Raw genomic sequence first — 24859 nt, forward strand, 5'->3', positions numbered from 1 at the left:
CCGCCAGCCTAGCGACGCGCGCGATAAGACCGGGTGAGCCGCGCTGCCGCAGCGTTAACCGGGCCTGACCCGCGTCTAGCCCTGCTTCACCGCATGCCCGCCGAATTCGTTGCGCATCGCCGCCAGCAACTTGTCGGCGTAGGAATCGCTTTCGCGCGAACGCAGCCGCTCCAGCAACGACATCGTGATCACCGGCGCGGACACGTCCAGATCGATCGCCTCGGCCACGGTCCAGCGGCCCTCGCCCGAATCGGAGACGTACGGCGCGATGCCGGTCATCTGCGGATTCTTCTTCAGCGCGTCGGCGGTGAGGTCCAGCAGCCACGAGCGCACCACGCTGCCATGGCGCCAGATCTCGGCCAGCGCGCCGAGGTCGAAGTCCATCGCGTCCTTCTTCTCCAGGATCGCGAAGCCTTCGGCGTAGGCCTGCATCATTCCGTACTCGATGCCGTTGTGGATCATCTTGGCGAAATGGCCCGCGCCGCCCGGGCCCACGCGGCCCCAGCCGGTCTCCGGCGTGGGCGCGAGCGTGGCGAACACCGGCTGCAGGCGCGCCACGGCGTCGGCATCGCCGCCGATCATCAGGCTGTAGCCTTCGGCCAGGCCCCAGACGCCACCGCTGGTGCCGCAATCGAGGTAGTGGATGCCGGCCTCGGCCAGCTGCGCGCCGCGTCGCTGGGTGTCCTTGTAATTGGAGTTGCCGCCGTCGATCACCGTATCGCCGGCCGCCAGCAGCGGACGCAGCTGCGCGAGCGTGTCGTCCACCACCTGCCCGGCCGGCACCATCAGCCAGACCACGCGCGGCGTGGGCAGCGCCGCGACCGCGTTCTGCAGGTTCGCGTGCGGGACGATCCCGCGCGCCTCGGCCTGCTGGCGCGCCGCGTCGCCCGGGTCGTAACCGCGCACCGTGTGGCCGCCGCGCACCAGCCGTTCGGCCATGTTGGCGCCCATGCGCCCGAGCCCGATCATCGCCAGTTCCATGTGTACTCCCGTGCGTTCAACGAAAAAGAAAGGATGCGCCATTGTCCGCGCTCTGCCGCGCGGTGGCGCGGATCCGTGTGCGGGTCGCGCGTCATGGCGCCTGCAGCCAGTCGCGCAGCACCGTCGCGGTCTCCTCCGGCACCTCCATCGGCGGCAGGTGGCCGCAGCGCGCGAACACGTGCAGGCGCGCGCCGGCGATGCCGTCGCGCAGCAAATGGGCTTCTTCCGGCAGGGTCATGCGGTCGTCCGCGCCCACGCCGATCAGGGTCGGCACGGCGATGGCGGGCAGCAGCGGCAGCGAATCGGGCCGGTCGATGATGGCGCGCTGCTGGCGCAGGAAAGCGTCGCGGCCCACGCGCTGCGCCATCGCCATCACCGCCTCGCCCACCTCGCTGTCGACCCGGCTCTCGTGCACCAGCTGCGGCAGCAGCTTGCGGGTGACGCCGGCGAAGCGACCCGCTTCGGCGAGCGCCAGGCCGGCCTTGCGCACGGCCAGCCGCTTGGGCGGATCGGTACGCGCGCTGGTGTCGAGCAGGGCCAGCCGCGCCACGCGCTGCGGTGCCTGGCGCAGGATCTCGAAAGCCACGTAGCCGCCCATCGACAGGCCGGCCAGCGCGAACACCGGCGGCGCCGTGGCCAGCACGCGCGCGGCCATGCCGGCGACGCTGTCGTCGAGGGTCAGGTCGGCGGGGTGGATCGGGGCCAGGTCGGCCAGCGCGGCGGCGGGATCGCGCCACAGGCGCGCGTCGCACAGCAGGCCGGGGAGCAGGACCAGGGGAAGGGAAGCCATCGGCATAGTGTAGGCGCGCCCCCGCCGGCCGACCGCCGATCGCCGCCCACGGACCGTTCCACATCCGCAACACGCGGCGGTGCGTAAGCTGCTCCGGTTCCCGGCGAGCGCCTGCATGCATGTCCTGATCACCGGCGGTACCGGCTTCATCGGCCAAGCGCTCTGCGCCTCGCTGCTGCAGGCCGGCCACACCCTCAGCGTGCTGACGCGCGATGCCGCGCGCGCGCGGACGCAGCTGCCCGCGGCCGTGCGCGTGCTGGCCGCACTGGACGAGGCGCGCGACGTGGAAGCCGTGGTCAACCTGGCCGGCGAGCCGTTGATGGCCGCGCGCTGGAACGCCACGCGCAAGGCCGCCTTCCGGGCGTCGCGGCTGGGCACCACGCAGGCGCTGATCGGCTGGATGGCCCGGCAGTCGGTGCGCCCGCGCGTGCTGGTCTCCGGATCGGCCATCGGCTACTACGGGCCCCGCGGCGACGAGGCGCTGGACGAATCGGCCGCCCCCGGCGACGACTTCGCCGCCCACCTGTGCCGCGACTGGGAAACCGAAGCGATGCAGGCCGAAGGCCTGGACGTGCGCACCTGCCGCGTGCGCACGGGCATCGTGCTCGGCGCCGATGGCGGCGCGCTGGCGAAGATGCTGCCGCCGTTCCGGCTGGGCGCGGGCGGCCCGATGGGCGACGGCCGGCAGTGGATGAGCTGGATCCACCGCGACGACCTGATCGGGATGATCCAGTGGCTGCTGGAACGCGACCAGGCCGGTGGCGCCTACAACGGCACCGCGCCCACGCCCGTCACCAACCGCGACTTCGCCCAGTCCCTGGGCCGCGCCCTGCACCGCCCTGCCGTGCTGCCCACCCCGGCCTTCGTCCTGAAGGCCGCCTTCGGCGACATGGCCCAGCTGCTGCTGACCGGCCAGCGCGTGTTGCCGGCGCACGCGCTGGCGGAAGGATTCACCTTCCGCTTCCCCACCCTGGACACGGCCCTGGACGACCTGCTGGGTGATCGCGCCAGGTGATCGCGGTACTACGTGAGGCTCTTGCCGCTCGCGCCAGGCTTAGTGAGAGAAGAGCGAGGCTTTTTGCCTTGCGCACCAGCCTTAGTGAGAGAAGAACGAGGCTTAGTGAGAGAAGAGCCAGGCTTTTTGCCTCGCGCGCCAGCCTTAGTGAGAGAAGAACGAGGCTTAGTGAGAGAAGAGCGAGGCTTAGTGAGAGAAGAGAGCGGTCCTTGCGTGGCGCGCGGCGGGGTGCGTGCGGGCCCCACGTCATCGCGACGTGAACGTCACTCCTGGCCGGCGACGCTGCGCACCGCGGCCTTCATCGGCTGGCGACGGGCGCGTAACGCCCGCCTGCCTACGGTCGGGGCCTGCCCTCCGGGAGTGCGTCATGGCCACGAAGAAGCGCGTCAACCGTCCCCAGACCCAACGCCGCCAGCCCGGCCGGCAACCGCGGATGCAGCCCGAGCCCGAAACCATCCGCGCCGGCTACCACGGCAGTGGCCGGCTCGCCGGCAAGGTCGCGCTGGTGACCGGCGGCGACAGCGGCATCGGGCGCGCGGTGGCGGTGCACTTCGCCCATGAGGGCGCCGACGTCGCCATCGCCTACCTCGAGGAGGACGGCGACGCCCGCGAAACGCAGCGGCTGGTGGAAGCGGCCGGCCAGCGCGCCCTGCTGCTGCGCGGCGACCTGACCACGCCGGCGCGTTGCCGGCGCGTGGTCGCGCGCACGGTGAAGCAGTTCGGCGGCCTGGACGTGCTGGTCAACAACCACGCCCAGCAGTACCCCGTCGACGCACCGGAGGCCCTCACCCCGGCGCGCCTGCGCCACACCTTCGAGACCAACCTGTTTTCGTTCTTCCACCTGGTGGACGCCGCGCTGGAGCACCTGCCCGACCACAGCGGCTGCATCGTCAACACCGGCTCGATCACCGGCGCGCGCGGCCATGCCACGTTGCTGGATTACGCCGCCACCAAGGGCGGTATCCATGCGATGACGTTCTCGCTCGCCCGGGCGCTGGCCGAGCGCGGCATCCGCGTCAACGCCGTCGCGCCCGGCCCGATCTGGACGCCGCTGATCCCGGCGTCGTTCACCCGCAAGCAGGTGGCCGAATTCGGTTCGGACACCCTGATGAAGCGCCCCGGGCAGCCGTCGGAGGTCGCGCCGGCGTACGTGTTCCTCGCCAGCGACGACGCCCGCTACATCACCGGCCAGCTGATCCACGTCAACGGCGGCGGCTACATGTCCGCGTGAGGGCGGGCGGTATGCTGCCGGCCTGTTCCGTGCCGTCCGGCCCCATGCCCACGCTCCGCCGCTACCGCCCCGCCGACGCCGCCGCGCTGGCCGATCTGTACGCCCGCTCCGTGCGGCACTACGGACCGCGCGCCTATACGCCCGCGCAGGTCGAGGTCTGGGCGGCGACCGCCGATATCGCACGTACCGCCGCCCGCTGCAGCGACGGGCGCTGGGTGGTGGTGGCGCAGGACGCCGCCGGCACCGTGCTCGGCTTCGCCGAACTGGAAGCCGACGGGCATCTGGACATGCTGTACGTCGCCCCCGACGCCGAAGGCCTGCACGTGGGCGCGCGCCTGTACGCCGCACTGGAGACGCACGCACGCAACCAGGGCATGCGCCGCCTGTTCGTCGAAGCCAGCGAACTCGCCCGCCCCTTGTTCGAACGTCGCGGCTTCACCCTGCTCGGCCGCAACGACCTGGTGCTGGACGGCGTCGGCATCCACAACTACCAGATGGAGAAGCGGCTCTGAGCGCGGGTGCCGTGCCGGCGGCATCTTCCGCTACGCGCGCTTGCCCTTCGCCTGCTGCGCGTCGCGTGCCTTGCGCGCCATCTCTTCGTAGTGCGCGCGCATGTCGTCGAGCTCCTTCTCTTCCAGTTCCTCCAGGTCCAGCAGCGCGTTGTTGGCGCTGCGCGAGACGCGGATCAGTTCGTCCAGCTTGATCTGCATCGCCTCGGTGTCGCGGTTCTGGGTGTTCTGGATCAGGAAGACCATCAGGAAGGTGATGATGGTCGTGCCGGTGTTGATCACCAGCTGCCAGGTATCGCTGAACTTGAACACCGGCCCGGTGACGGCCCAGACCACGACGGTACCGAGCGCCAACGCGAAGCAGGCCGGACGCCCGGTGAAGGTGGAGGCTTTCTTGGCGAGGCGGGTGAAGGCGGAGGGCGTGCTCATCGTAGGCTCCCGAATCGGGGTTGATCGTGCTGCGAGCACTGTAGCGGTGATGGATGAAGACAGCGCCAAGCCGGCGGTGTTCGGCTGAGGACAACCTCCGCCCTCGACCCGCCCCGCCTGCACGCCACGCGCGCCTTCGCGGCGCTAGCATCGTCTGCATGGACGTCGCCGCCCTCAAACGCCATTGCCGTGCCCTGCCGGGCAGCGTGGAAGCGCTGTACGGGGAGCCGTCGAACATCCTGGTGTACGAGGTGGGCGGCAAGCGGTTCGCCTACTTCAAGACCAGCGAACCGGAGCGGTGGCGCTTCAGTTTCAAAGTCGCGCCTGAGCGCTTCTTGGAGCTGACCGACCAGCCGGGCATCAAGCCGGCGCGCTGGTTGGGGAAGCACCGCTGGGTGACCGTGGTGGAGGTGTCCTCGGTACCCGGCGCCTACCTGAAGGACCTGGTGGCGTGGTCCTACCGCCACGCCTTGGCCAAGCTGACCCGGCGCCAGCGCGAGGCCATCGCCGCTGCCGCCGCCGATCCCGGCGACGCCGTCCGCTGACGGACGCGCGGGTCGAATGCATCTTCATCTCCGACGTTGTCGATTCCGGCCCTGCCGGTTCGTCGGAGAACACGAACAGGGCGTGCCGGCCCTGCACCCGACCACCCAAGGAGCCCACCATGAACGTCAATCCCTACCTGATCCTCAACGGCGACTGCGAAGCCGCCTTCACCTTCTATGCGCAAGCGACCGGCGGCGAACTGGGGCCGATGATGCGCTTCGACGGCACCGAGGGCTGCGAGGATTTCCCGGCCGAGCACAAGCAGAAGATCATGCACACGCACGTGATCTTCGGGCAGACCGTGCTGATGGGGTCGGACAACCATCCGGCGCATCCGTACGAGGGCGTGAAGGGCTGCTCGGTCTCGCTGTCGGTGGACAGCATCAAGGACGCCGAACGCATCTTCGGCGCGCTGTCCGACGGCGGCCAGGTGACCATGCCGCTGACGCAGACGTTCTGGGCGGTGCGCTTCGGCATGCTGGTCGACAAGTTCGGCGTGCCGTGGATGATCAACTGCGAAAAGGATGCGTGATGGCGGCGGGGGCGCGTGATGGACACGCTGACGCCCCCGTTCGCTGCGCTGCGGCTTTCACCGGCCGCGGCGCCGTGGTCTGATGCGCGCCATGTCGACCTCCCCCACCCATCGCGCGATCGATGCCGTCTGGCGCATCGAATCCGCGCGCGTGATCGGCGGCCTCGCCCGCATGGTGCGCGACCTGGACCTGGCCGAAGAACTGGCGCAGGACGCGCTGGTCGCCGCACTGGAGACCTGGCCCCGTGACGGCGTGCCGGACAACCCGGGGGCGTGGCTGATGACCACCGCCAAGCGCCGCGCGATCGACCGCCTGCGACGCCTGCAGCTGCTGGACCGCAAGCACGAGGAACTCGCGCGCGAACTGGAAGAGATCCAGGACGAACGCCGCGAGCGCGACGAGGACGCGCTGGACCACGACATCGACGACGACCTGCTAAGGCTGGTCTTCGTCGCCTGCCATCCGGTGCTGTCGATGGAAGCGCGCGTGGCGCTCACGCTGCGCCTGTTGTGCGGCCTGACCACGGACGAGATCGCACGGGCGTTCCTCGCCGCGGAACCGACCGTGGCGCAGCGCATCGTGCGCGCCAAGCGCACCCTGGCCGAGACGGAGGTGGCCTTCGAGGTGCCGCGCGGCGAGGCGTTGCAGGAACGCCTGGCGAGTGTGCTGGGCGTGGTCTACCTGGTTTTCAACGAAGGCTATTCGGCCACCAGCGGCGACGACTGGGCGCGCCCGGCGCTGTGCGAGGAAGCGCTGCGGCTGGGCCGCATGCTGGCGGCGCTGACGCCGGCCGAGCCGGAGGTGCACGGCCTGGTGGCGCTGATGGAGATCCAGGCCTCGCGCCTGCATGCCCGCGTGGGCAAGGACGGCGAAGCCGTGCTGCTGCTGGACCAGGACCGCAGCCGCTGGGATCAGCTATTGATCCGCCGCGGCCTGGACGCCCTGGCGCGGGCGGAACAGTTGGGCGGCGCGTTCGGGCCGTACGCACTGCAGGCCGCGATCGCCGCCTGCCATGCGCGCGCGGTGACCGCGGACGCGACCGACTGGACCCGCATCGCCACGCTTTACGCCGCGCTGGCGCAGGTGAATCCGTCGCCGGTAGTCGAATTGAACCGTGCGGTCGCGGTGTCGATGGCCACCGGGCCGGCAAGCGCGTTGCCGCTGGTGGACAGGCTGCAGGACGATCCGGCGATGAAGCACTACCACCTGCTGCCCAGCGTGCGCGGCGACCTGTTGTTCAAGCTGGCGCGGCACGACGAAGCGCGCGCCGAGTTCGAGCGCGCCGCGGCGATGACCCGCAACGCGCGCGAGCAGGCGCTGCTGCTGGCGCGCGCGCGTGAGTGCGTGGCCGCCGGCTGAGGCGGGTTACATCCAGCGCGATAGGCGGATCTCCGGCCCGGCTAGCGCCGCAGTCTGGTCGTACTCCAGTTCGCGCAGCTCCTGCGAGGTGTACTTCACCAGGTCGCTGACCTTCAGGCGGCGACGATCGCCGGCGCCGCCGCGCAGCATCTTCCGCCAGTTCTTCACCAGCGCGTAGGTGAACGCGCCGTGCTGGATGGCGCCGTGTTCGTACTCGTAGGCGAACTCGCCTTCCTGGCAGGCGTACACCAGCAGCGGCATGTACGGCCCCTTGTGGCCCAGGCGCTTGCGCAGCTGGCGCGCCTGCCCGAGTCGCAGCGTGCGCACCGGCAGCGCGTAGCCCAGCCGCCCGCTCATGTCGCCCAGCGGCATCGTGCTCTGGTCGACCGCGAGCTGCTTGCGTTCGGCGACTTCGAGCTCGCGCGGCACCCACATCTCGCGCGCGGCGTTCCATTTCATCGCCCGGTGGCGGATGTCGTCGGGCGGATTGAGGCCGCGCATGCGCGCCGGCCCGCCCTTGGACATGCCGCCGGAGTGGCAGCAGTCGAGGATGATGCTGAAGTCCACGTCGTACGGCAGCTGCACGTAGCGCTCGAACAGCCAGTCGTCGGTGAGCGCGGTGTCCTCGGTCCAGTCGAAGTCGTAGGGGACCAGCGTTTCGTCCATGCGGTCGACGCGATCGCCCAATCCGTACGTGGCCAGCTGCGCGCCATGGCCGCTGTAGTAGAGGATGCGCTGGTCGCCCGGGCGCACGCCGTCCAGCAGCCAGTCCACGCGCTCGCGGATGCCGTCGGCGGTGGCGCGGTCGTCCAGCACCACGCGGATGTCGCCGGCATCGAAGCCCTGTTCCTGCAGCATGGCGCTCATCAGGAACACATCGTTGACGCATCCGGCCAGGCGCTGGTCCGGATCGGGATACTCATTGATGCCGACCAGCAGCGCGCGCTTGCGCGGCGTGGCCACGCGCGCGGCGACCGGCTTCTGTTCGCGCAACGCGCGGGTGATGCGCGTGGTCTCGTCGTTGAGCACGTCGAACCAGAAGGTGCTGACCGCCTGCGGGTGGCGCAGGTATTCCTCCGCGGCGTGGTCCGCGTTGCCGGGAATGTCGAAGTGGGTGTCGACCTGGCGGAAGTTGTCGGCCGCGATGGAGACGCGCGCGGTGAACACGGAGTCGAAGCGGTTGTAGAGGTGGTACCAGAAGCGCGCCTTCTCGAGGGCGCTGAGGCGGCCGGCCTGGTATTCGCCACGCACGAACGGATTGCCGATCTGCGACCCCAGCGAGGCGAAGTAGCGGCCACTGGCGGTGGCGCGCGTGTCCGGATGGGTGAAGGTGTCGTAGCAGACCAGCGAGCCGAGGCTGTGGCCGAGCACGACATGCGGCTTCGTCGCCTCGATGCGCTGGGCCAGGCGGTCGCGCGTCTGCTTGCGGAAGGTGGCGCTCTCGACCCACTTCACCACCATGCCGGCGGTGTGGCGCAGGCGCGAGTCGTCGCCGCGCGCGCGCCGGAAGGGCGCGGTGATGCCGTTGGCCAGCAGGCGCGCCAGGGCTTCCAGGGTGTCGCCCAGGCTGACCGTGTGCTGGGCGAAGATGTCGTCGTAGTGGCAGTACTGGATGTCCAGCGCGCGTTCGGCATCGACCTGCCGGCACGCATCGTGGATCGCATCTTCCCAGGTCTGTTGCCAGGCCCCGCCCGGCGGGTGCTGGCCCACGCCATGCACGCAGAGGATCCGTAGTGCCGTCGCCATCGCTGCTTCCCTCGCTGATGTGGTCCCGGCGTCCGCGCACGCGACACGGCGTCGCATGGCGTGGATGCCCGGCCGACAGTATCGGAGCCACCTGTCGCATGTCGTGACACGCGCAGCACTCCGTCGCCGCCGGGCAACCGGCTCCTCAGGGAAGCCGCCGCACGGCAGGGATCGCGCGGCTCACCCTGTCCAACGCCGGGGGACGGCCGGAGCGGACACGCCGCCCCGGCGGACCTTCAGGCATCGGGACCGAGGTAGTCCAGCTTCCCCAGCGGCACGCCGTTGTGGCGCAGGATCGCGTAGGCCGTGGTGAGGTGGAAGAACACGTTCGGCAATACGAACCCGAAGAGGTAGCCGCGCCCGTCGAACACGAGTTCGCCCCGCGTGCGCGTGGTCAGGGTGATGCGGCGGTCTTCGCTGCCGGCGAGTGCGGCATCGTCGAACGTGCGCAGATACTCGGCGACCGCCTCCAGGCGCGCGTACAACTCGTCGAACGTGGTTTCGGCGTCCTCGAAGCGCGGCGATTCGGTGGCCGAAAGGCGCGCTACGGCGAACTTCGCGGTGTCGGTCGCGATCTGCACCTGGCGCACCAGCGGCAGCATGTCCGGCGCCAGGCGCGACTGCAGCAGGATGGTCGGCTCGTAGCCTTTCTCGCGTGCGTGCGCTTCGCCTTTCTCCAGCACGTGGCGCAGGTTCTTCAGCGCACGGAGAAGGACGGGGACCGAGGCCTGGTGCATCGACAGGGCTGTGCTCATGGGGAACGCCTTGAATGTGTGTGGCATGAGCATAGTCGGCCGCCACGGCGCTGATTAGCCGCCCCGTGCGGGAGAGTGCATCCCAGGCGACCGGAACGTCGTGGGCCGGCGCGCATCCGGCGACTGCGCTAGCATCAGCGCCCCCCATTTGAATCAATGCCATGCCCGCCTGGACCGACCAGCTCCGCGACATCCCCGATTTCCCCAAGCCGGGCATCCTGTTCAAGGACATCATGCCGGTGCTGGCCGACGGCGATGCGTTCGCGGAGGCGATCGCGTCGATGGCCGAACCGTGGCGTGGGGTGGCGATCGATGCCGTCGTCGGCGTCGAAGCGCGCGGCTTCATCCTCGGCGCCGCGCTGGCGCGGGAGCTGGGCGTGGGCTTCGTCCCCGTCCGCAAGCCCGGCAAGTTGCCCGGACGCACGCTGGCGCTGGACTACGGCCTGGAGTACGGACGCGACCGGCTGGAGATCCACGCGGACGCGCTGTCCGAGGGCGCACGGGTGATCGTCGTGGACGACGTGCTGGCGACGGGCGGCACGCTCAAGGCCGCGGTGCAACTGGTCGAGCAACAGGGTGCGCAGGTGGTCGGAACCGCGGTGTTGATCGAACTGGCGTTCCTGCAGGCGCGCACCGGCTGGACGCACGCGGCGCCCCTGCTCGCGTCGGCGGTTTACTGAAGGCTGGCGCCGAGGCGCGGACGATCAGTCGGACACGCGGGTGACGTAGGCGCCTGTACTGATCACCTGGAAGGTGTCGTTGTCGACGCGACGCACGTGGCTGCCGTCTTCCAGCATGTAGAAAGGACGGACGTCGGTCGCCGTATGCGATGCCTGGGAGGCATCCTCGTTGCGGATGAGCTGGATCCGGCACCGATGCCCGGAGGCGTCCTGCGCGGTGAAGAGATGCGTACTCATCGACTTCGCTCCTCTCGTTTCGGGAGCGCCAGCCTAGGCCCCCCGATGTTAAGCGGGGCGCAGCACCGTGTGAGGATTCCCCCAGAGAACGAGGGGGAGGCATTGCACCTCCCCCTCATGCGCCGAGGCGCGATGCCTGCCATGTGTCGGGCATGGCAGGCGATGGACCGGCACCGTGGGGACGGGCCGGTCCGCTAGCTGCCGGACGGGGGATATCGCCGGCAGGTAGAAGGAGGAAAGCCGGCCCGAGGGTCGGCGTCCCGTGTGTCTCGCCGGCCTTCAGGAAGCCCGCATCACCCGACTCAGATGCTTGGTGTTGTTGCGTTGCAGGTAGCGCTGGACGAGCGCCAGCAGGTCCTGGGCCCGCGGGTCCTGCGGATCCAGCCGATTCAGCACTTCGCTCCAGTTGCCGTCCTGCGCCCAGCGGATGAAGCGGACATAGATGCCGTGCCAGGAACCGTATTCGCGCGGCAGGTCAGACCAGTACGCACCGGTCTGCGCCACCCACAACACCGCTTCGATGAATCGCCGCGTGTTGCCCCCATGTCGCGCGCGCGCGCCGACGCGACCCGGAAGCGCGTTCATCAGCGTCTGCCATTCCTGCGCTGTCAGACGCTGCATGATCGACCACTGACTGATGGCACGCGGCCCCAGCCCTTGCGGCAGCACAGGCGCGATGTCGACGGTCGCGGCGGGCGCCTGGCCGGTGGCATGGGTATCGCGCTCGTCGCGCGAAAGCATCATCGGTGCGTCATACCGCATGCCGATTCCCCTGCAACGCCATTCCCCGCTTCGGCGACGTCATCGACAGGACATCGGAAAAACTCACACCACAGACTTTCTTCAGACTACGCATGGCACCCTCTTGTCGACATTCCGCCCTGACCCCTCGATGTCCGCATTTCCCCATCGCGCTCCCTCGCCGCCCCCTTCCTGCAGGCCCCGCCTGCGAAGCGGTGGTTACGGCTTGCATGACCGGTATCCGACGGGTCATATATGGAGCGAGATCGTGATCACAGGCGCAGTCCGGACATGACAGGGCAGCGAAACCCCGACGTCCCTCCGGGAGGCGTCCCTCGCCCGCCGCAATCCCGCTCCGACGGGCCCGAGCCGGTAGTCGACGAGCAGTCGGTGACGCAGCTGTTGGGCGCCGTGGAAAGCGGCCAGGCCGGCGCGTGGAACAGGATCTATTCGCTGCTCTACCGCGACCTGCACCAGATCGCCCGCTCGCAGATCCGCCAGCAACGACGCGGCCACATGCGTTCGCCCACCTCGCTGATCAGCGAGACCTGGTTGAAGCTCGCCAGTGCGGATTTCAGCGTCGAGAACCGTGCCCATCTCGTGGCGTTGATCGCCCGGGCGATGCGCTTCGTGCTGTTGGACGAAGTGCGACGCGCGCTGGCCGAGAAGCGTGGCGAGGGCATGGACCTGCTGCATCTGGACGAAACCACGGAGCCTGTCCAGGGGTCCCGCCTGGAAGAGCTTCTGATCCTGGACGAGGCGCTGAACGATCTGGTCAAGCTGGACCCGCGGCTGGCCCAGGTGGTGGAGATGCGCTACTTCGGCGGCCTCAGCGAACAGGAGATCGCCCGTGTGCTGAAGGTGAACGAGCGCACCGTGCGACGCGACTGGCGCAAGGCACGCGCCTTCCTGTTCAGCCATCTGGGCGACGCCGGAGCGGACCTGCCCCCCTGATCGCCTGACGACCTACGGCGTTCGCACGTCCCCGTGTCCGCACGCCCGTGCAATGCGGGAGGTGCGCAGGGCGCGATCCTCCCGGCGCGGAGGATCATCCGCGCCGCCAGAAGGACGCCGACATGTCCACGCAGGGATATCCCGCCGGGCGCACCGCCCTCCTGTTCGTCGATCCTTACAACGATTTCCTTGCGGAGGGCGGCAAGCTCTGGCCGCTGGTCGCCGATGTGGCCCGCAGCGTCGATCTGCATGCGCACCTGCGCGCCGTGCTGGCCTGCGTACGCCAGGCGGGACTGCCCGTGTTCGTCGTACCGCATCACCGCTTCGAACCCGACGATTTCAAGGGCTGGGACCACCCTACCCCCTACCAGCTCGGCGCCGCGCGCGTGCAGCCGTTCGCCAAGGACAGCTGGGGCGCCGAGTGGCACCCGGACTTCGTGCCGCAGCCCGGCGACATCGTGGTCAAGGAGCATTGGGGCAGCAGCGGCTTCGCCAACACCGACCTCGATTACCTGTTGAAGCAGCACCACATCACCCACGTGATCCTCATCGGCCTGATCGCGAACACGTGCATCGAGACCACCGGCCGGTTCGCCTCCGAACTGGGCTACCACGTCACCCTGGTGCGCGATGCCACCGCCGCGGCGAGTGCCGCGGCCATGCATGCGGCGCACGAAATCAACGCTCCCACGTATGCGCACGCGATCCTCACCACCGAAGGCCTGATCGATGCGCTGACGTCGCGTGCGCGCTGACTGCATGGCCTGGCGACCCTGCGCCACGCCGCACTGGGAAGTACGTCGCACTCCTCGTCACACTTGAGGCGTCGGCGCCCCCGGCGGTCCGGATTCGCCGCCGGTCGGTGCCTGGAATTGCGACGACGTTGGCAGCCGGCGCCCCGGGGGTCCTCGCTAGCATGGTGGCCCCGGGGATGCCCTCGATTGCCACCCGCGCAAGGAGCGCTGATGACGACCCATGCTGCCGCCGCGTTCGCCGGCACCTGGCACCTGCTTCCCGAGCAGTGCGACTACCAGCTCGGGCGCCCGCCGCGCAGCGCGCGCTACCGGCTGTCGTGCGCGAGAGACGGCAAGCTGAGCATCGCGTCGGAGTGGCTCAGTGCCAGCGGCAAGCGTTACCGTGCCGCCTTCGACGGCCGCGCGGACGGCGCACGCTATCCGTACGACAGCGTGCCGTATGCAGATGCGCTCAGCTTCGAATCCGTGTCGCCCACCCAGCTCCATTCGACGACCTGGCACGATGGCCAGGAAGTGCAATGGTCAGAACGCGAGCTCGTCGACCAGGACACGCTCGTCATCCGCATGCACGGGCACCTCAGCGACGGCCGCCGCTACACCAACGTGGGCGTCTACCGCCGTCAGGCCAACTGATGCCCGGCTTCAAGAAAAAGGCGCCCCGAAGGGCGCCTTTCTTGTTCTGCGACCGCGGCCGTCAGCGGGTCTGCGTGCAGTTCTGCAGCCAGAGCACGCGCTTGAAGTCGTCGTAACGCAGGAACTGCCCCTTGAACGTCACCTTGTCGCCCTTGCGGAAGGTCAGCACGTTGGCCAGCTGGTTGGGCTTGAACAGGCAGGCCACGCCCACGCGCGGCTCGTTGTCGCCCGGCACCTGCAGCAGGCCCGAACCGGGCTGCGGGATCTCGAACGAGACGTTGTAGTCCTCGCCGTCCTCCTGCACATAGTCCACCCGGCCGCGCAGCGCGTAGTGGCGACCCTTGTGGCGCGCCGTCACGGCGACCGCATTGCCCTTGGCCTCGCGGGCGATCTCGCGCGAGAACGCGTACACGTCCTTCACCGTCACGTCCGCGTTGTTCTGGGTCTTCGCACCCTGTGCCGCGGCGGCGCGCCCTTCCTTGCCGCCCTTGACCTTCGCCAACAGCTGGCACATGTAAGGCCGCATCGCGTCCTGCTTGGCCATCTGGCCCTTCTCGGTCTTCACCGTCATCTGCACGGTCGCGGCGCCGCCCTCGCCCGTGACGGCGATCAAGGTCGGAATCGCACGCGTGGTGCCGGTGGAGCGCTGCTCGACCAGCATCGTGCCGGTCTCCGCGTCCTCGGTGATCACGTCCATCTTCTCGCCGATCATGATCCCCCGGACCTGGCCCATCGCATCCTTGACGGACAGATCGGCAACGGTGACGCGGCTGGAGAAATCGGTGCCGGAAAAGATGCTGCCGGACTTGCTGAAGTTGTCCTCGCATTCACCCGCGATGGCGGCGGGCGCCACGCTCGACAACGCGAGCGCGATGGCGGCAAGTAGCTTGTAGGTCATGTGGTCCTCACATAGTGGAAGTGTCGGGCGATCCGGGATGACGGGCGCCGCTTCCTGCCGGCGCCTGCGCCTGCTCCGGCGCCCCTGCATTCTTGCAAGGTGCCGCAGGCACCACAAGCCGCGCGGCGCGCTCCCGCGCCGGACGATCTCTGGCACTACAATGCGGACCCCACTGCAAACACACGTCAAACCGCATGATCCCCGAGTCGCTCCAGCGCCGCCGTCCTCTGCGCCACGTTGCGTTCGCAGCGCTATGCCTCGTGATGCCCCACGCGTGGGGATACGGGGACGAACCCGCTACCCGTGCCCTGCCCGCCGACGTGCAGGCCGAGGTCACCGCGATCGCCGAACATCTTTCGAAAGTGGGCGATCCCTCGCCCGCGCTCACCTGCGACAAGGCCGTCGAGAACGCACGCTGGGGCGTGGAAACCATGCTGGAAGTGGCGGGCAAGAATCTGCGCAGCGGCTACCTTTCGCAAGCGGACCATGATGCCGCAGCGCCTCAGCTGAAGGCGCTGCTGGCGGTGCTGACGACGGACGACTGTGCGGCCGCGACGGGTGAACGGCGCGCGTTCTACCAATGCATGTCCAGCGACTACAACCATGTCTACGCATGCGGCAAGGCCCATCCTTTCGATCCCTGATGCGGCGCCGAAGGTTGACCGTCCGTGCCACTGCGGTCACCCTTCTCGCATGAATCGAGATTCCCACCCGTGCGCGTGCCGCTCCTTCGGGACCAAGCGGATACGCGGATGACCTGGCCACAGATCAACGGCTGGCTGCAGGAAGGCGCGGATGTCGCCATTCCGATAGCGCAGGCGATGGCCATCCTGCTGGGTGCTTGGCTGCTGCTGCGCCTGTTGCGCATCGTCGTGCGGCGCATCTGCGAGAGTTACCGCCTGCCGGCGCAGGTTGCGGTCAGCGCGCGGCGGTTGCTGGGCGTCCTGGTGTACATGTCGGCCTTCATGCTGGCGCTGGGCCGGCTGGGCGTGTCGGGCAGCGTGCTGTGGACGGCCCTGACCGGCTTCACCGCGGTGGCCGCGGTGGCGTTCTTCGCTGCATGGAGCGTGCTGTCCAACATCTTCTGCAGCGTGCTGATCCTGACCACGCGTCCGTTCCGCGTGCACGACCACATCGAAGTGCTCGAGAACGGCGACAAGCCCGGCCTGCGCGGCCGGGTGATCGACATCAACCTGCTTTACACCACGCTGCTGGAAGAAGACGCGCTGCGGGGCGACACCGTGCTGCAGATCCCCAACAGCCAGTTCTTCCAGCGCACCACGCGCCGCTGGCGCTCGGGCTCGCCGCCCGCGGCGTCTTCGCCGGAATAGGAGCCTGCCGCAACGGCAGGAAGACGTGGTCGCTCAGCGCGACGACTCGCAGGCGACATCCGTTCCCGCATCCGCTGCGCGCAGTGTCTGCTGCGCCCAGGCGTAGATCAGCAGGCCCGCGACCGCCATGGCGGCGCCCACGTAACCGGTGGAGGTCCAGCCGAAGCCGGCGGTGATCGCCATGCCGCCCAGCCAGGGGCCGAGCGCGTTGGCGGTGTTGAACGCAGCATGGTGCGAGGCCGCGGCAAGGGTCTGCGCGTCGCCGGCCACGTCCATCAGGTGCGACTGCAGGATCGGGCCCAGCGCGCCCATCAGGCCGATGCCGACGGTGGCCAGCAGGATCGTCGGCAACGACTGCGCCATCAGCGGGAACAGCAGCAGCATGACCATGGCCCAGACCAGCACGATCCACACGCCGCGCAGCTGCATGCGGTCGAACAGCCAGCCGCCGACGAAGTTGCCGATCACTCCGCCCACGCCGAACCCGGCCAGGCCGAGCGGAATCCACGCCGGCGACACCCGGGTCACTTCCAGCATCGTCGGCGCCAGGTAGCTGAAGACGGCGAACATGCCGGCGAAGCCGATCGCGCCGATGCCCAGCGCCTGCCAGACCTGCGGCCGATTGAAGGCGCGCAGTTCGTCCAGCGGATGCGCTTTCGGGCCATCGATGCCCGCGGGCAACCAGACGGCCAGCAGCGTGGCGGTGGTCAACGCGATGAGCGCGACGAAGGCGAACACCCAGCGCCAATCGATCACCTGGCCCAGCCAGGTGGCCAGCGGATTGCCGATCAGGATGGCCAGCGTCAGGCCCAGCATCACCAGGCTGATCGCGCGCCCGCGCTTGTTCGGCGGACTGATCGCCACGGCCGTCAGCGCGGCCACGCCGAAATACGCGCCGTGCGGCAGGCCGGCGATGAAGCGGAACACCAGCAGGCTTTCGTAGGTGGGGCCGAGCGCGCTGGCCAGGTTGCCCAGCACGTAGAACCCCATCAGCGCCAGCAGCAGCGTCTTGCGCTTCCAGCCCGCGCCGAGGATCGCCAGCAGCGGCGCGCCGACGACCACGCCCAGTGCGTAGGCGCTGATCAGGTGGCCCACCTGCGGCTCGGTCACGCCCAGCGAGGCCACCATGTTGGGCATCAGCCCCATGCTGGCGAACTCGCTGGTGCCGATGGCGAAGCCGCCAAGCGTCAGCGCGAACAGGATCAGGCCGATCTGGCGGGGCGTCAGCGCGTCGGCGACGGAGGGAAAGGCGGCGGGGGGCGGTGCGACATCCATGTCGCCATTATGCTGCAGCGCAGCAGCCAGGGTCGACCCCGCGGATGGAACGCTGCAGGGTCAGCCGCCGCGGTACTCGGCCACCACCGCCTCGGCCTCCGGATTGGCCTGGGCGCGCTTGCGCACGAACACCACCGGGATGGGACCGTTCATCACCGACATCACCCGGTTCGCCTCGTCCTGCGAGGACAGGGTGCTGAAGCTGGCGTTCTGCGAGCGCGTGTAGGGAATGCCGGCGTCGTCCAGCCGGCGCGCCAGCGCTTCGGCCCGCTGCGCCGCGTCGGAAGGACAGTTGGCGGGCGCGAAGATCACCACATGGTGGCCGGACTGCCCATCCGGCAACGGGATGTCGACAAATCCGTGCCGGCTGGGCGCAGCGGAGGACGACGCCGTTCCGCCGGTGAAGCGCTCGGTCGCGGCCTGTATCGCCTCCCGGGGCACGTACTCGCGCGCCGCCAGTACGGCCAACGCCGTCACGGCGAGGAAGAAGCCGATCTTCAGGACATTCATCGCGGCATCCCTCGGCGGCGCGTCACTTCGCCACGAACTTCAGCGGCCCCGTGTACTGCGGCCAGGCGATCGAGGCGGGGCCGCGCACGTTCAACGCGACCGCCGGCGTTTCGCCTGCGTCATCGCGGACGCTCGCCATCAGCGTGGGCACGTAGAACGTGCTGCCGAAGATGGCGTCCTTGCGGATGACGGGATTGATCGACACCGTGGTGGTCTTGCCGGGCTCGATCCGGAACACGACCGCGTCCTCGTTGAAGAATGCGCCGCGCTCCAGCACCTTATTGACGCTGAAACTGGTGTGCATCTCCAGGCCGATGCCGGTCACGCGGTACTCGCCCGCGGGCAACGGCAGGCTCTCCTGCTGGCCGTAGCGCGTCATGTGGTTGATCGGGAAATCGATGAACTGCTTGCCGACCATCGTGAACACCACCTTCCCGTCGCGGACGCCCCACTCCAGTCCGCCGCTCTTCAGCTGCTCCACCGCCTTGGCCGGCAGCTCCTGCTCGCTGGTGAAGGGCTTGATCTCCACGACCAGCGTGCCCGTTTCCCCGGTCTCCGACGGCGGCGGCGCCTGCTCCTGCGCCGAGACGGACACGACCATTCCTGCCTGCAGCAGCAGGCCCAACATCCACTTCCGCATGTGATCCCCTTGGAGGCGCCCACCCCGGGCGCGCTGCCGTATTCCACCGCAGTCCGGCGGTGCGCGCAATGCGGCGTCAGCGGCCTTCCACCCGGAACGGCAGGTTGGCGTAGGCCGCATGCCCCTGCCCGTCCAGGACCTCCACGAACAGGCGGTACGTGCCGGGCTTTTCGGGTGCGTCGAAACGCATGCCGCCCTGGCCGTCGTCCTTCGCCGCCACGTCCACCTTGTCCGGCACGTCTTCGCGATCGCCGCCGATACTGGTGGCGGTGCTTTCGTGCAGCACGGTCCAGCGGTACTGCAACGGATCGCCGTCGACATCGCGCGCTTCGATCTTCGCGAACGCGGCGGCACCCGCGCGCACGGTGACACTGTCCGTCGCCACGCGCCCGTCCAGGCGCAGGGGCGCGATCGAAGGCGCGCGGTTCTTCGGCCAGGCACCCGTCCACACGTACTGCATCGCGTCCACGGCCGGCGTGCTCTCGCCGCCGGGCAGGAACAAGCCATACCACGTCGGCGTGCGTTCCTGCTTGTTGCCCCACAGGAACACGTACGAGCCCAACCCCTGCACGGTGTCCGCCGCGATCACCCGCTCGTAGCGCTGCTGCAGCAGCTGCGCCTTGCGCGTGGCGTCGTCCTCGATCGGCGCCTTCCACGCGGTCAGCGGGCTCTCCCAGTGGCCGGTGGGGCCCCATTCGGTGACGACGTACGGTCCCGTCCAGCCACTGGTCCTGAGTTTCTCCGGCAACGCGCCGATGTCGCCGTAGAGCTGGATGCCGATCAGGTCCAGCGACGGCGCACGTGCCTTCAGCAGGTCGATCAGCGGCTTGTCGAAGCCGGCCAGCGTCGTCATCACCGGATGGTTCGGATCTTCCCGATGGATCATGTCGCTGATCGCGCCTACCGCATTCCACACCTTGGGATTGCTGTAGTGCAGGTTCAGTTCGTTGCCGACCACCCACATCAGCACCGCGGGGTGATCCTTGTAGAGGTTCACCTCGTCGCGGATCCGGTCGAGCTGCGCGGCGACGGCCGCGTCATCGTCGTAGTCGAAGCCGTGCCGCTCGTTGCCCACCGCGATGCCCATGGCGATCTTCAGCCCGTTGCGCTGCGCGCGATCCAGCATCGCCCGCACCTCGGCCACATCGGTGCCGGTGTCCCACGTGCGGAACGAGTTGCCCCCGCGCGCGGCGAGCGCCTCCGGACCCGCACCGGCCATGCCCGCACCCTTCACCCGGAAGGGCTGGCCATCGACGCGCAGCACATAGCGGCCCTCTTCCTGGGTGATGCGCACCTGGGACGGGCCCGCGATCGCCCACGGCGACAGCGCGAGCAACAGCAACATCATCGGGATACGCATGCGAGGCCCCTCCGGCCGGTGCGCGATGGCCGCATCATGCCACGCGCTGCGCACGCACGAGGCACGGCGCTAGAATGCCGGCATGAACACCATCCAGATCCCCGTCTCCATCGGCGAACTCGCCGACAAGCTGTCCATCCTCGAGATCAAGGCCGAGCGCATCGACGACGCCGGCAAGCGCGGGCACGTGCAGGTGGAGAAGGAAGGCCTGCAGGCGCTGTGGGCACCGCTGGCGGGGCAACAGGCCGAACTCGCTGCGCTGATGGGCGAACTGCGTGCGATCAACGAACGCATGTGGGACGTGCAGGACGCGCTCCGCGCGAAGGAAGCCGCGCAGGCCTTCGACGCGGAGTTCATCGCGCTGGCGCGCTCCGTCGCCCGTCACAACGGCGACCGCATCCAGGTGAAGAACACGATCAACCGCCTGGCCGGCTCGCGCTTCATCGAAGAGAAGCAGTACCAGGCCTGAAGCCGCCTACGCGGCGCCGTGGCGCTCGCGGATCACGTCCAGGCGTTCGCGGTAATACAGCGCGTCGGCGGCGTTTTTCGGCGGATGATCCGCCAGCCAGTCGAGCGCCTCGCGCAGGATCGACGCCTTGTCGGCCTCGGGCGCTTCCAGCGCGGTATCCACGCGGTCCAGCTGCAGGATGACCTCGTCGCGCGTGCTCTGGGACATGGCGGGTGCTCCGGTGACAGGGGGCCCCAGCCTAGCCAGACGGGTGTGTGCGCCGCGTCAGCGGCGCACGCGGATCGCAGGCCTCAGGGCACCGCCGGCATCGCGGCGACGCGGACGCGCACGTCCTCCAGCATCGCGTCGAGCGCGGCGCGGTCGTGCACCCTGCCCTGCAGGATCACCGTATCGATCGCGCGCACGGCCCGGACGTCCGTCAGCGGATCGGCGCGCAACAGCACGACATCCGCCGCCTTGCCGGGCGCCAGCGTGCCATGCGTATCGCCGTGGCCGAGGAAGCGCGCGCCATTAAGGGTGGCCGCCTGCAGCGCCTGCAGCGGCGTCAGGCCGTAACGCACGAACAGGTCGAGCTCGTCGTGCAGGCCGACGCCCGGGTAGTTGAACGAGTTGAGGAAGCCCGCGTCGGTGCCGGCCAGGATTCTCACGCCGGCCGCCTGCAGCAGCGGCAGGATGGCCGCCTGGCGTTCGAAGCGCGCATGCCGGCGCGCGATCGCCTCCGCGTCGTCCTTGGCCGCACGCCCGACGCGCCAGGCGTAGGTCGCCTGCAGGCCGGGGCCGATGTACCGCAGGTAGTCGTCGCCGGCGTGGTCGTCTTCGTCCAGGTACGCGACCACGCGGCTGCCGTTGAGTGTCGGCGTGACCGCCGTGCCGTTGGCCGCGAGCCGGCGGTAGGCCGCGCGCGCCGTGTCGTCGGTGAACGTGGCTTCCGCACCTTCCCACACGGCACGCGTATCCAGCGTACCCGCGGCGAACGCCCGGCTCAGCGCCGCTTCGTCCGGCGCACCGGCCTTGTAGGCGTACGCGATGTGCTCGATCGAACCGAGGCCGGCCGCGCTCGCGTCCGCCACCGACACCGCCATCGGGATGTGCGCGGAACTGACCAGCCCGCGGTCGCGCACCTTCTGCAGCGCGGCCATGAACAGCGCCGGGCTCAACGTGTTGTCGGTGATCTTGATGAAGTCCACCTTCCGCGCGACCAGGCCTTCCAGCGCGGCGTCCAGTTCGGCTTCGTTCTCCACTTCCAGGTCGCCCGGCCAGATCGAATCCTTGCCCTCGATCTTCGGCCCCGAGGTGAAGATGCGCGGGCCCAGCTCGCGACCCTCAGCCACCGCGTCGCGCCACGCCAGCACGCTGTCGCTCAGGTCGCCGGCGGCATCGCGGACCCCGGTGATGCCATGCGCCACGTAGAGCGGCAGCAGCGCCCGGTTCTCCTCGATCAGCGCCGTTCCACCCCCGAAGTGCACGTGCATGTCCCACAGGCCGGGGATGGCGAACCGCCCGCTGCCGTCGACCGTGGTGGCCGCCTTCCGGGCGCGCGGTGCGCCGGTGGCGACGATCGCGACGATGCGCCCGCCATCGATCACCAGATCGCGATGCGGAAGACGCGTGCCGTCGACGACGTCGATCACGGTGACGTCGCGCACCACGACATCGACGGTGCCGTCGCCCGCGCGCGCAGTGAACACCGGCGCCAGGCACGACAGCACGAGGGACAGCACGGCGACCCCGCGCAGGCGGCTCATCGCGCCGCCTCCAGCACCTCGGCCAGGCGCATGTGTCCCAGGCGCTGCGCATGCTCCCGCGCGGTCACGCCCTCGCGATCCCCCAGCGCAGGATCGGCACCCGCCGCCAGCAGCACGCGCACGATCTGCACATGGCGCTCACCCCCGTCGCCGAGGATCACCGCCTCCAGCAATGCGGTCCATCCCAACCGGTTGACGTGGTCCACGTCCACGCCCGCCTCCACCAGCATGCGCACCGCCTCCACGTGCCCGCGTTCGGCCGCGGGAATCAGCGCGGTGCCGCCGTAGCGGTTGGTGCTGCGCAGGTCGGCGCCATGGTCCAACGCCAGGCGCAGGATGCCGAGCTGCCCGCGCGCGCCGGCATAGAGATAGGGGCTGTCGTCGATGGCGTCCTTTGCGTTGACGTCGGCGCCCGCCTCCACCAGCCGCCGCGCCGTCGCGACCTGATTCGCATGGGTGGCGGACATCAGCGCGGTCCGCCCGCGCCAGTCGCGCTGCTCGATGTCGGCGCCATCGCGCAGGAGGCGCTCCACGGTGTGCAGGTTGCCCGCTTCGGCCGCCTCGACCAGCACGTGCTCCTTCGTCAGCGCGAAGGCCATCGCCGCCGCCGCGGCGGCACCCGTCATCATCGTCATCACCCGGCTCCTGGACATCCACGTAGCGCATTCGCCGGCGGAACCGGCCATGCCTGCAGACTAGCGGCGGGCCGGGGTATCGTAAAATTAAATAATCCCATGGCGGCCAGTGGAATACACGATGACCATGTACGATCCGGTGCTGCTTCGCAGTTTCGTCGCCGTCATCGAGCAGGGCGGCTTCACGCGCGCATCGCAGGCCCTGCACCTCACCCAATCCACGGTCAGCCAGCACCTGCGCCGGCTGGAAGACGATGTCGGCCATCCGCTCGTGGACCGCAGCGGCACGCCGCCCACCACCACCGAAGCCGGCGAGCGCCTGCTCGGCTATGCGCGACGCCTGCTCGCCCTGGGCGACGAGGCGCGCGCGGCGATGGACGGCACGCCGGCGCAGGAGACCGTACGCCTCGGCGTGCCGGAGGATTTCGGTGGACGCCTGCTCACGCCGGTGCTCGCCGACTTCGCGCGACGCCGGGGCACCGGCCTGCGCCTGGAAGTGACGACGGGGCTGGGCCCGCAGTTGCTGGCGGGCTACGAACGCGGCGAGTACGACCTCGTGCTGGCGAAGCAGCGCCATGCGCGCGCGGTGCAGGCCTGGCGCGAACCGCTGGTGTGGCTGGACAGCCGGCGCCATCCCTGCCTGTCGCGCGCCTCGGTGCCGGTAGCGGCATTTCCGGAGGGCGGACTCTATCGCGAGGAACTGTTCGGCTGGCTGGATGCGCAGCGCCGCCGGTGGCATGTCGCGTACGTCAGTCCGCAACTGGCGAGCCTGCAGGCCGCGGTCGCCGACGGATTGGGCGTCAGCCTGCTTCCGCGACGCGCCGCGTTGCCCGCGCATCGCATCCTCGGCGCGCGCGATGGCGCTCCGGAACCTCCCCGCATCTGGCTCGCCCTGCATCATCCCGCAGGCGCATCACCGGCGACGCTGGCGTTGGCCGAACGGCTGGCGCAGCACTGCACGAAACTCGCGCAGGCCGCCTCGGCGGCCGCGTGATGCGGACGCGTCCACGGCGGCGCTAGGGCGCCCGCGCATCGTCGCCGGCTGGCGCGACGATGCCGCTCAGCAATTCGATGATCGTCACGGCGACCTGCTTCTTCGCCCGCGACAGGCGACCGAGCGCGAGCAGGCCGCGGCTCTCCAGCGCGTCCTGGGCGAAATCCTTCAGCACCACCGCTTCGCCTGACGCATCGTGATCCAGGCGCAACGGACCGCGTCCGGTGGCCAGCCATTCGAAGGCGACGCCGGTTTCCACGGCGATCCGGATCAGGTGGGCCACGTTCGGCGTCGTGCCGTGCGCGCTTTCCCACTGGCTGACGGCACTGCGCTTCACGTCCAGGCGCCGGGCGAGTTCGGACTGGGTGATCCGCGCGATGGCGCGCGCACGGCGGATCCGCAAGGGCAAGGTCACCATCGCTCACCTCCCTGTCGACGACTGTGCCAGTGGCGCTGGCCTGCAAGCCACGCTAATCCAATCCTGCGAAGCCGGGCTTACCGTCCGTCGCCGCGCCGGCTGTCGTCGGCACCCACGCATGTGCGCGACGCGGGAGCGAGCGCGTCTGGACACCGCGCAGCGCGCCGCCGCCGACAGGCGGCGCTTCCCGCTAGCCGGTCCGCCATGCGCGGCGCGTCATTCCGGATGGGCACATCCCGCCCGACATCGGAGGTCGCCATGATCATCGCCTGGCGCTACATCTGCATCTTCCGCCATCCCATCACCAAGATCTGCCTGAAATGGATCCGCATCCCCATCATCGTCTGGGTGGAGCCCTTCTTCGAGTTCCCGCCGCGTCGCGAACCGCCGTGGTTCGGCGGCGAAGGCATCCGTCCGGAACTCGCACGCGACCTGCAGATCCTGGCCACGATCGACGCGCTCGCGCAGACCCTGTCCGAAGGCCGGCAGAAAGCGCTGCTGCAAACGGTGCAGGCGCAGTTCGACGCCATCGAACTGCCGGACGGCCTGTCCATCACCTCGGACCGCGACCTGCCGGGCGATGCCACGAAGGCGTGAGCCGCGGCGTTGGTGTCACGGCCGCCAGGGACGGCGGCCGCGATGGACGAACGTCCGTCAGCTACACGCATTACCTCGCGCGCGCCTGTCCGA

At 69.5% G+C, this 24859-nt stretch carries 31 protein-coding genes; 15 read left to right on the plus strand and 16 right to left on the minus strand.

Annotated features, from left to right (window positions below; translation table 11 throughout):
• Positions 1–75: 75 nt before the first annotated feature.
• Positions 76–981, minus strand: coding sequence for a phosphogluconate dehydrogenase (NAD(+)-dependent, decarboxylating) (gene gnd / locus BLT45_RS14580; protein ID WP_093301453.1), 906 nt, complete (start codon positions 979–981; stop codon positions 76–78).
• Positions 982–1072: 91 nt separating this feature from the next.
• On the minus strand, positions 1073–1771 hold the full coding sequence (locus BLT45_RS14585; RefSeq protein WP_217629572.1) for an alpha/beta fold hydrolase: 699 nt from the start codon (positions 1769–1771) through the stop codon (positions 1073–1075).
• Positions 1772–1886: 115 nt separating this feature from the next.
• Here BLT45_RS14585 and BLT45_RS14590 point away from each other — a divergent pair, with 115 nt between their 5' ends.
• From BLT45_RS14590 to BLT45_RS14600, 3 genes are all read left to right on the plus strand, one after another.
• Positions 1887–2786, plus strand: a complete 900-nt coding sequence (locus BLT45_RS14590) for a TIGR01777 family oxidoreductase (protein ID WP_093301458.1) — start codon at positions 1887–1889, stop codon at positions 2784–2786.
• 367 nt (positions 2787–3153) lie between these two features.
• Positions 3154–4017 carry an SDR family oxidoreductase gene (locus tag BLT45_RS14595; protein WP_093301460.1) on the plus strand — a complete coding sequence of 288 codons (864 nt, stop codon included), beginning with the start codon at positions 3154–3156 and terminating at the stop codon, positions 4015–4017.
• 44 nt (positions 4018–4061) lie between these two features.
• Entirely contained in the window at positions 4062–4529 is a 468-nt protein-coding gene (locus tag BLT45_RS14600) for a GNAT family N-acetyltransferase (RefSeq protein WP_217629573.1), read from the plus strand.
• Positions 4530–4559: 30 nt separating this feature from the next.
• Here the strand turns inward: BLT45_RS14600 and BLT45_RS14605 are convergent, their stop codons facing one another.
• Positions 4560–4955: a low affinity iron permease family protein gene (locus BLT45_RS14605; RefSeq protein ID WP_093301465.1), complete on the minus strand. Its 396-nt coding sequence runs from the start codon at positions 4953–4955 to the stop codon at positions 4560–4562.
• 158 nt (positions 4956–5113) lie between these two features.
• Here BLT45_RS14605 and BLT45_RS14610 point away from each other — a divergent pair, with 158 nt between their 5' ends.
• The 3 genes from BLT45_RS14610 (at position 5114) to BLT45_RS14620 (ending at position 7393) form a co-directional block, all read left to right on the plus strand.
• Positions 5114–5500: an MmcQ/YjbR family DNA-binding protein gene (locus tag BLT45_RS14610; protein ID WP_093301468.1), complete on the plus strand. Its 387-nt coding sequence runs from the start codon at positions 5114–5116 to the stop codon at positions 5498–5500.
• 119 nt (positions 5501–5619) lie between these two features.
• Complete coding sequence (locus BLT45_RS14615) at positions 5620–6033, plus strand: VOC family protein (RefSeq protein WP_093301471.1); 414 nt, start codon at positions 5620–5622, stop codon at positions 6031–6033.
• Between the two features lie 91 nt (positions 6034–6124).
• On the plus strand, positions 6125–7393 hold the full coding sequence (locus tag BLT45_RS14620; RefSeq protein WP_093302152.1) for an RNA polymerase sigma factor: 1269 nt from the start codon (positions 6125–6127) through the stop codon (positions 7391–7393).
• Between the two features lie 6 nt (positions 7394–7399).
• On the opposite strand, the gene BLT45_RS14625 is transcribed toward BLT45_RS14620, so the two are convergent.
• Complete coding sequence (locus BLT45_RS14625; protein WP_093301474.1) at positions 7400–9139, minus strand: caspase family protein; 1740 nt, start codon at positions 9137–9139, stop codon at positions 7400–7402.
• 236 nt (positions 9140–9375) lie between these two features.
• Positions 9376–9894, minus strand: a complete 519-nt coding sequence (locus BLT45_RS14630; RefSeq protein WP_254771895.1) for a DUF1993 domain-containing protein — start codon at positions 9892–9894, stop codon at positions 9376–9378.
• Positions 9895–10055: 161 nt separating this feature from the next.
• Here BLT45_RS14630 and BLT45_RS14635 point away from each other — a divergent pair, with 161 nt between their 5' ends.
• On the plus strand, positions 10056–10574 hold the full coding sequence (locus BLT45_RS14635) for an adenine phosphoribosyltransferase (RefSeq protein WP_093301477.1): 519 nt from the start codon (positions 10056–10058) through the stop codon (positions 10572–10574).
• Between the two features lie 24 nt (positions 10575–10598).
• Here the strand turns inward: BLT45_RS14635 and BLT45_RS14640 are convergent, their stop codons facing one another.
• Positions 10599–10811: a hypothetical protein gene (locus BLT45_RS14640; RefSeq protein ID WP_093301480.1), complete on the minus strand. Its 213-nt coding sequence runs from the start codon at positions 10809–10811 to the stop codon at positions 10599–10601.
• 279 nt (positions 10812–11090) lie between these two features.
• Positions 11091–11573: a transposase gene (locus BLT45_RS14645; RefSeq protein WP_093301483.1), complete on the minus strand. Its 483-nt coding sequence runs from the start codon at positions 11571–11573 to the stop codon at positions 11091–11093.
• A 369-nt stretch (positions 11574–11942) separates the two neighbouring features.
• On the opposite strand from BLT45_RS14645, the gene BLT45_RS14650 reads away from it, so the two are divergent.
• From BLT45_RS14650 to BLT45_RS14660, 3 genes are all read left to right on the plus strand, one after another.
• Entirely contained in the window at positions 11943–12506 is a 564-nt protein-coding gene (locus tag BLT45_RS14650) for an ECF-type sigma factor (RefSeq protein WP_175455860.1), read from the plus strand.
• 122 nt (positions 12507–12628) lie between these two features.
• Complete coding sequence (locus tag BLT45_RS14655; RefSeq protein WP_093301489.1) at positions 12629–13261, plus strand: cysteine hydrolase family protein; 633 nt, start codon at positions 12629–12631, stop codon at positions 13259–13261.
• Positions 13262–13471: 210 nt separating this feature from the next.
• Positions 13472–13894, plus strand: a complete 423-nt coding sequence (locus BLT45_RS14660) for a hypothetical protein (protein ID WP_093301491.1) — start codon at positions 13472–13474, stop codon at positions 13892–13894.
• Between the two features lie 61 nt (positions 13895–13955).
• On the opposite strand, the gene BLT45_RS14665 is transcribed toward BLT45_RS14660, so the two are convergent.
• Positions 13956–14792 (minus strand): hypothetical protein, encoded by an 837-nt coding sequence (locus BLT45_RS14665; RefSeq protein ID WP_093301494.1) that lies wholly within the window; start codon positions 14790–14792, stop codon positions 13956–13958.
• A 263-nt stretch (positions 14793–15055) separates the two neighbouring features.
• On the opposite strand from BLT45_RS14665, the gene BLT45_RS14670 reads away from it, so the two are divergent.
• Together BLT45_RS14670 and BLT45_RS14675 are read left to right on the plus strand one after the other, a co-directional pair.
• Positions 15056–15436: a hypothetical protein gene (locus tag BLT45_RS14670; protein ID WP_093301497.1), complete on the plus strand. Its 381-nt coding sequence runs from the start codon at positions 15056–15058 to the stop codon at positions 15434–15436.
• A 108-nt stretch (positions 15437–15544) separates the two neighbouring features.
• Entirely contained in the window at positions 15545–16123 is a 579-nt protein-coding gene (locus BLT45_RS14675) for a mechanosensitive ion channel family protein (RefSeq protein WP_093301500.1), read from the plus strand.
• A 33-nt stretch (positions 16124–16156) separates the two neighbouring features.
• Here the strand turns inward: BLT45_RS14675 and BLT45_RS14680 are convergent, their stop codons facing one another.
• From BLT45_RS14680 to BLT45_RS14695, 4 genes are all read right to left on the minus strand, one after another.
• Positions 16157–17398 carry an MFS transporter gene (locus BLT45_RS14680; protein WP_093301503.1) on the minus strand — a complete coding sequence of 414 codons (1242 nt, stop codon included), beginning with the start codon at positions 17396–17398 and terminating at the stop codon, positions 16157–16159.
• 60 nt (positions 17399–17458) lie between these two features.
• A complete protein-coding gene (locus BLT45_RS14685; RefSeq protein ID WP_093301505.1) occupies positions 17459–17908 on the minus strand; it encodes a hypothetical protein in 450 nt (149 codons plus the stop codon).
• A 22-nt stretch (positions 17909–17930) separates the two neighbouring features.
• Positions 17931–18548: a hypothetical protein gene (locus BLT45_RS14690; RefSeq protein WP_093301508.1), complete on the minus strand. Its 618-nt coding sequence runs from the start codon at positions 18546–18548 to the stop codon at positions 17931–17933.
• A gap of 76 nt (positions 18549–18624) precedes the next feature.
• Complete coding sequence (locus BLT45_RS14695) at positions 18625–19908, minus strand: glycoside hydrolase family 2 TIM barrel-domain containing protein (RefSeq protein WP_139188025.1); 1284 nt, start codon at positions 19906–19908, stop codon at positions 18625–18627.
• Positions 19909–19990: 82 nt separating this feature from the next.
• On the opposite strand from BLT45_RS14695, the gene BLT45_RS14700 reads away from it, so the two are divergent.
• Complete coding sequence (locus BLT45_RS14700) at positions 19991–20377, plus strand: DUF6165 family protein (RefSeq protein ID WP_093301514.1); 387 nt, start codon at positions 19991–19993, stop codon at positions 20375–20377.
• Positions 20378–20383: 6 nt separating this feature from the next.
• Here BLT45_RS14700 and BLT45_RS14705 read toward each other — a convergent pair whose 3' ends face one another.
• The 3 genes from BLT45_RS14705 to BLT45_RS14715 form a co-directional block, all read right to left on the minus strand.
• Positions 20384–20584, minus strand: a complete 201-nt coding sequence (locus BLT45_RS14705) for a hypothetical protein (protein ID WP_093301518.1) — start codon at positions 20582–20584, stop codon at positions 20384–20386.
• Between the two features lie 83 nt (positions 20585–20667).
• Entirely contained in the window at positions 20668–22122 is a 1455-nt protein-coding gene (locus tag BLT45_RS14710; RefSeq protein WP_093301521.1) for an amidohydrolase family protein, read from the minus strand.
• Entirely contained in the window at positions 22119–22751 is a 633-nt protein-coding gene (locus tag BLT45_RS14715) for an ankyrin repeat domain-containing protein (protein ID WP_343123878.1), read from the minus strand. Before BLT45_RS14715 ends, BLT45_RS14710 begins: the two co-directional genes overlap by 4 nt.
• Before the next feature lie 127 nt (positions 22752–22878).
• On the opposite strand from BLT45_RS14715, the gene BLT45_RS14720 reads away from it, so the two are divergent.
• A complete protein-coding gene (locus BLT45_RS14720; protein WP_093301524.1) occupies positions 22879–23751 on the plus strand; it encodes a LysR family transcriptional regulator in 873 nt (290 codons plus the stop codon).
• A gap of 22 nt (positions 23752–23773) precedes the next feature.
• Here the strand turns inward: BLT45_RS14720 and BLT45_RS14725 are convergent, their stop codons facing one another.
• Entirely contained in the window at positions 23774–24169 is a 396-nt protein-coding gene (locus BLT45_RS14725; RefSeq protein ID WP_093301526.1) for a helix-turn-helix domain-containing protein, read from the minus strand.
• Positions 24170–24427: 258 nt separating this feature from the next.
• Here BLT45_RS14725 and BLT45_RS14730 point away from each other — a divergent pair, with 258 nt between their 5' ends.
• Positions 24428–24766: a hypothetical protein gene (locus BLT45_RS14730; RefSeq protein ID WP_093301529.1), complete on the plus strand. Its 339-nt coding sequence runs from the start codon at positions 24428–24430 to the stop codon at positions 24764–24766.
• The last annotated feature ends 93 nt before the right edge of the window (positions 24767–24859 follow it).

This window comes from Pseudoxanthomonas sp. CF385, assembly GCF_900104255.1.
Lineage (GTDB): Bacteria > Pseudomonadota > Gammaproteobacteria > Xanthomonadales > Xanthomonadaceae > Pseudoxanthomonas_A.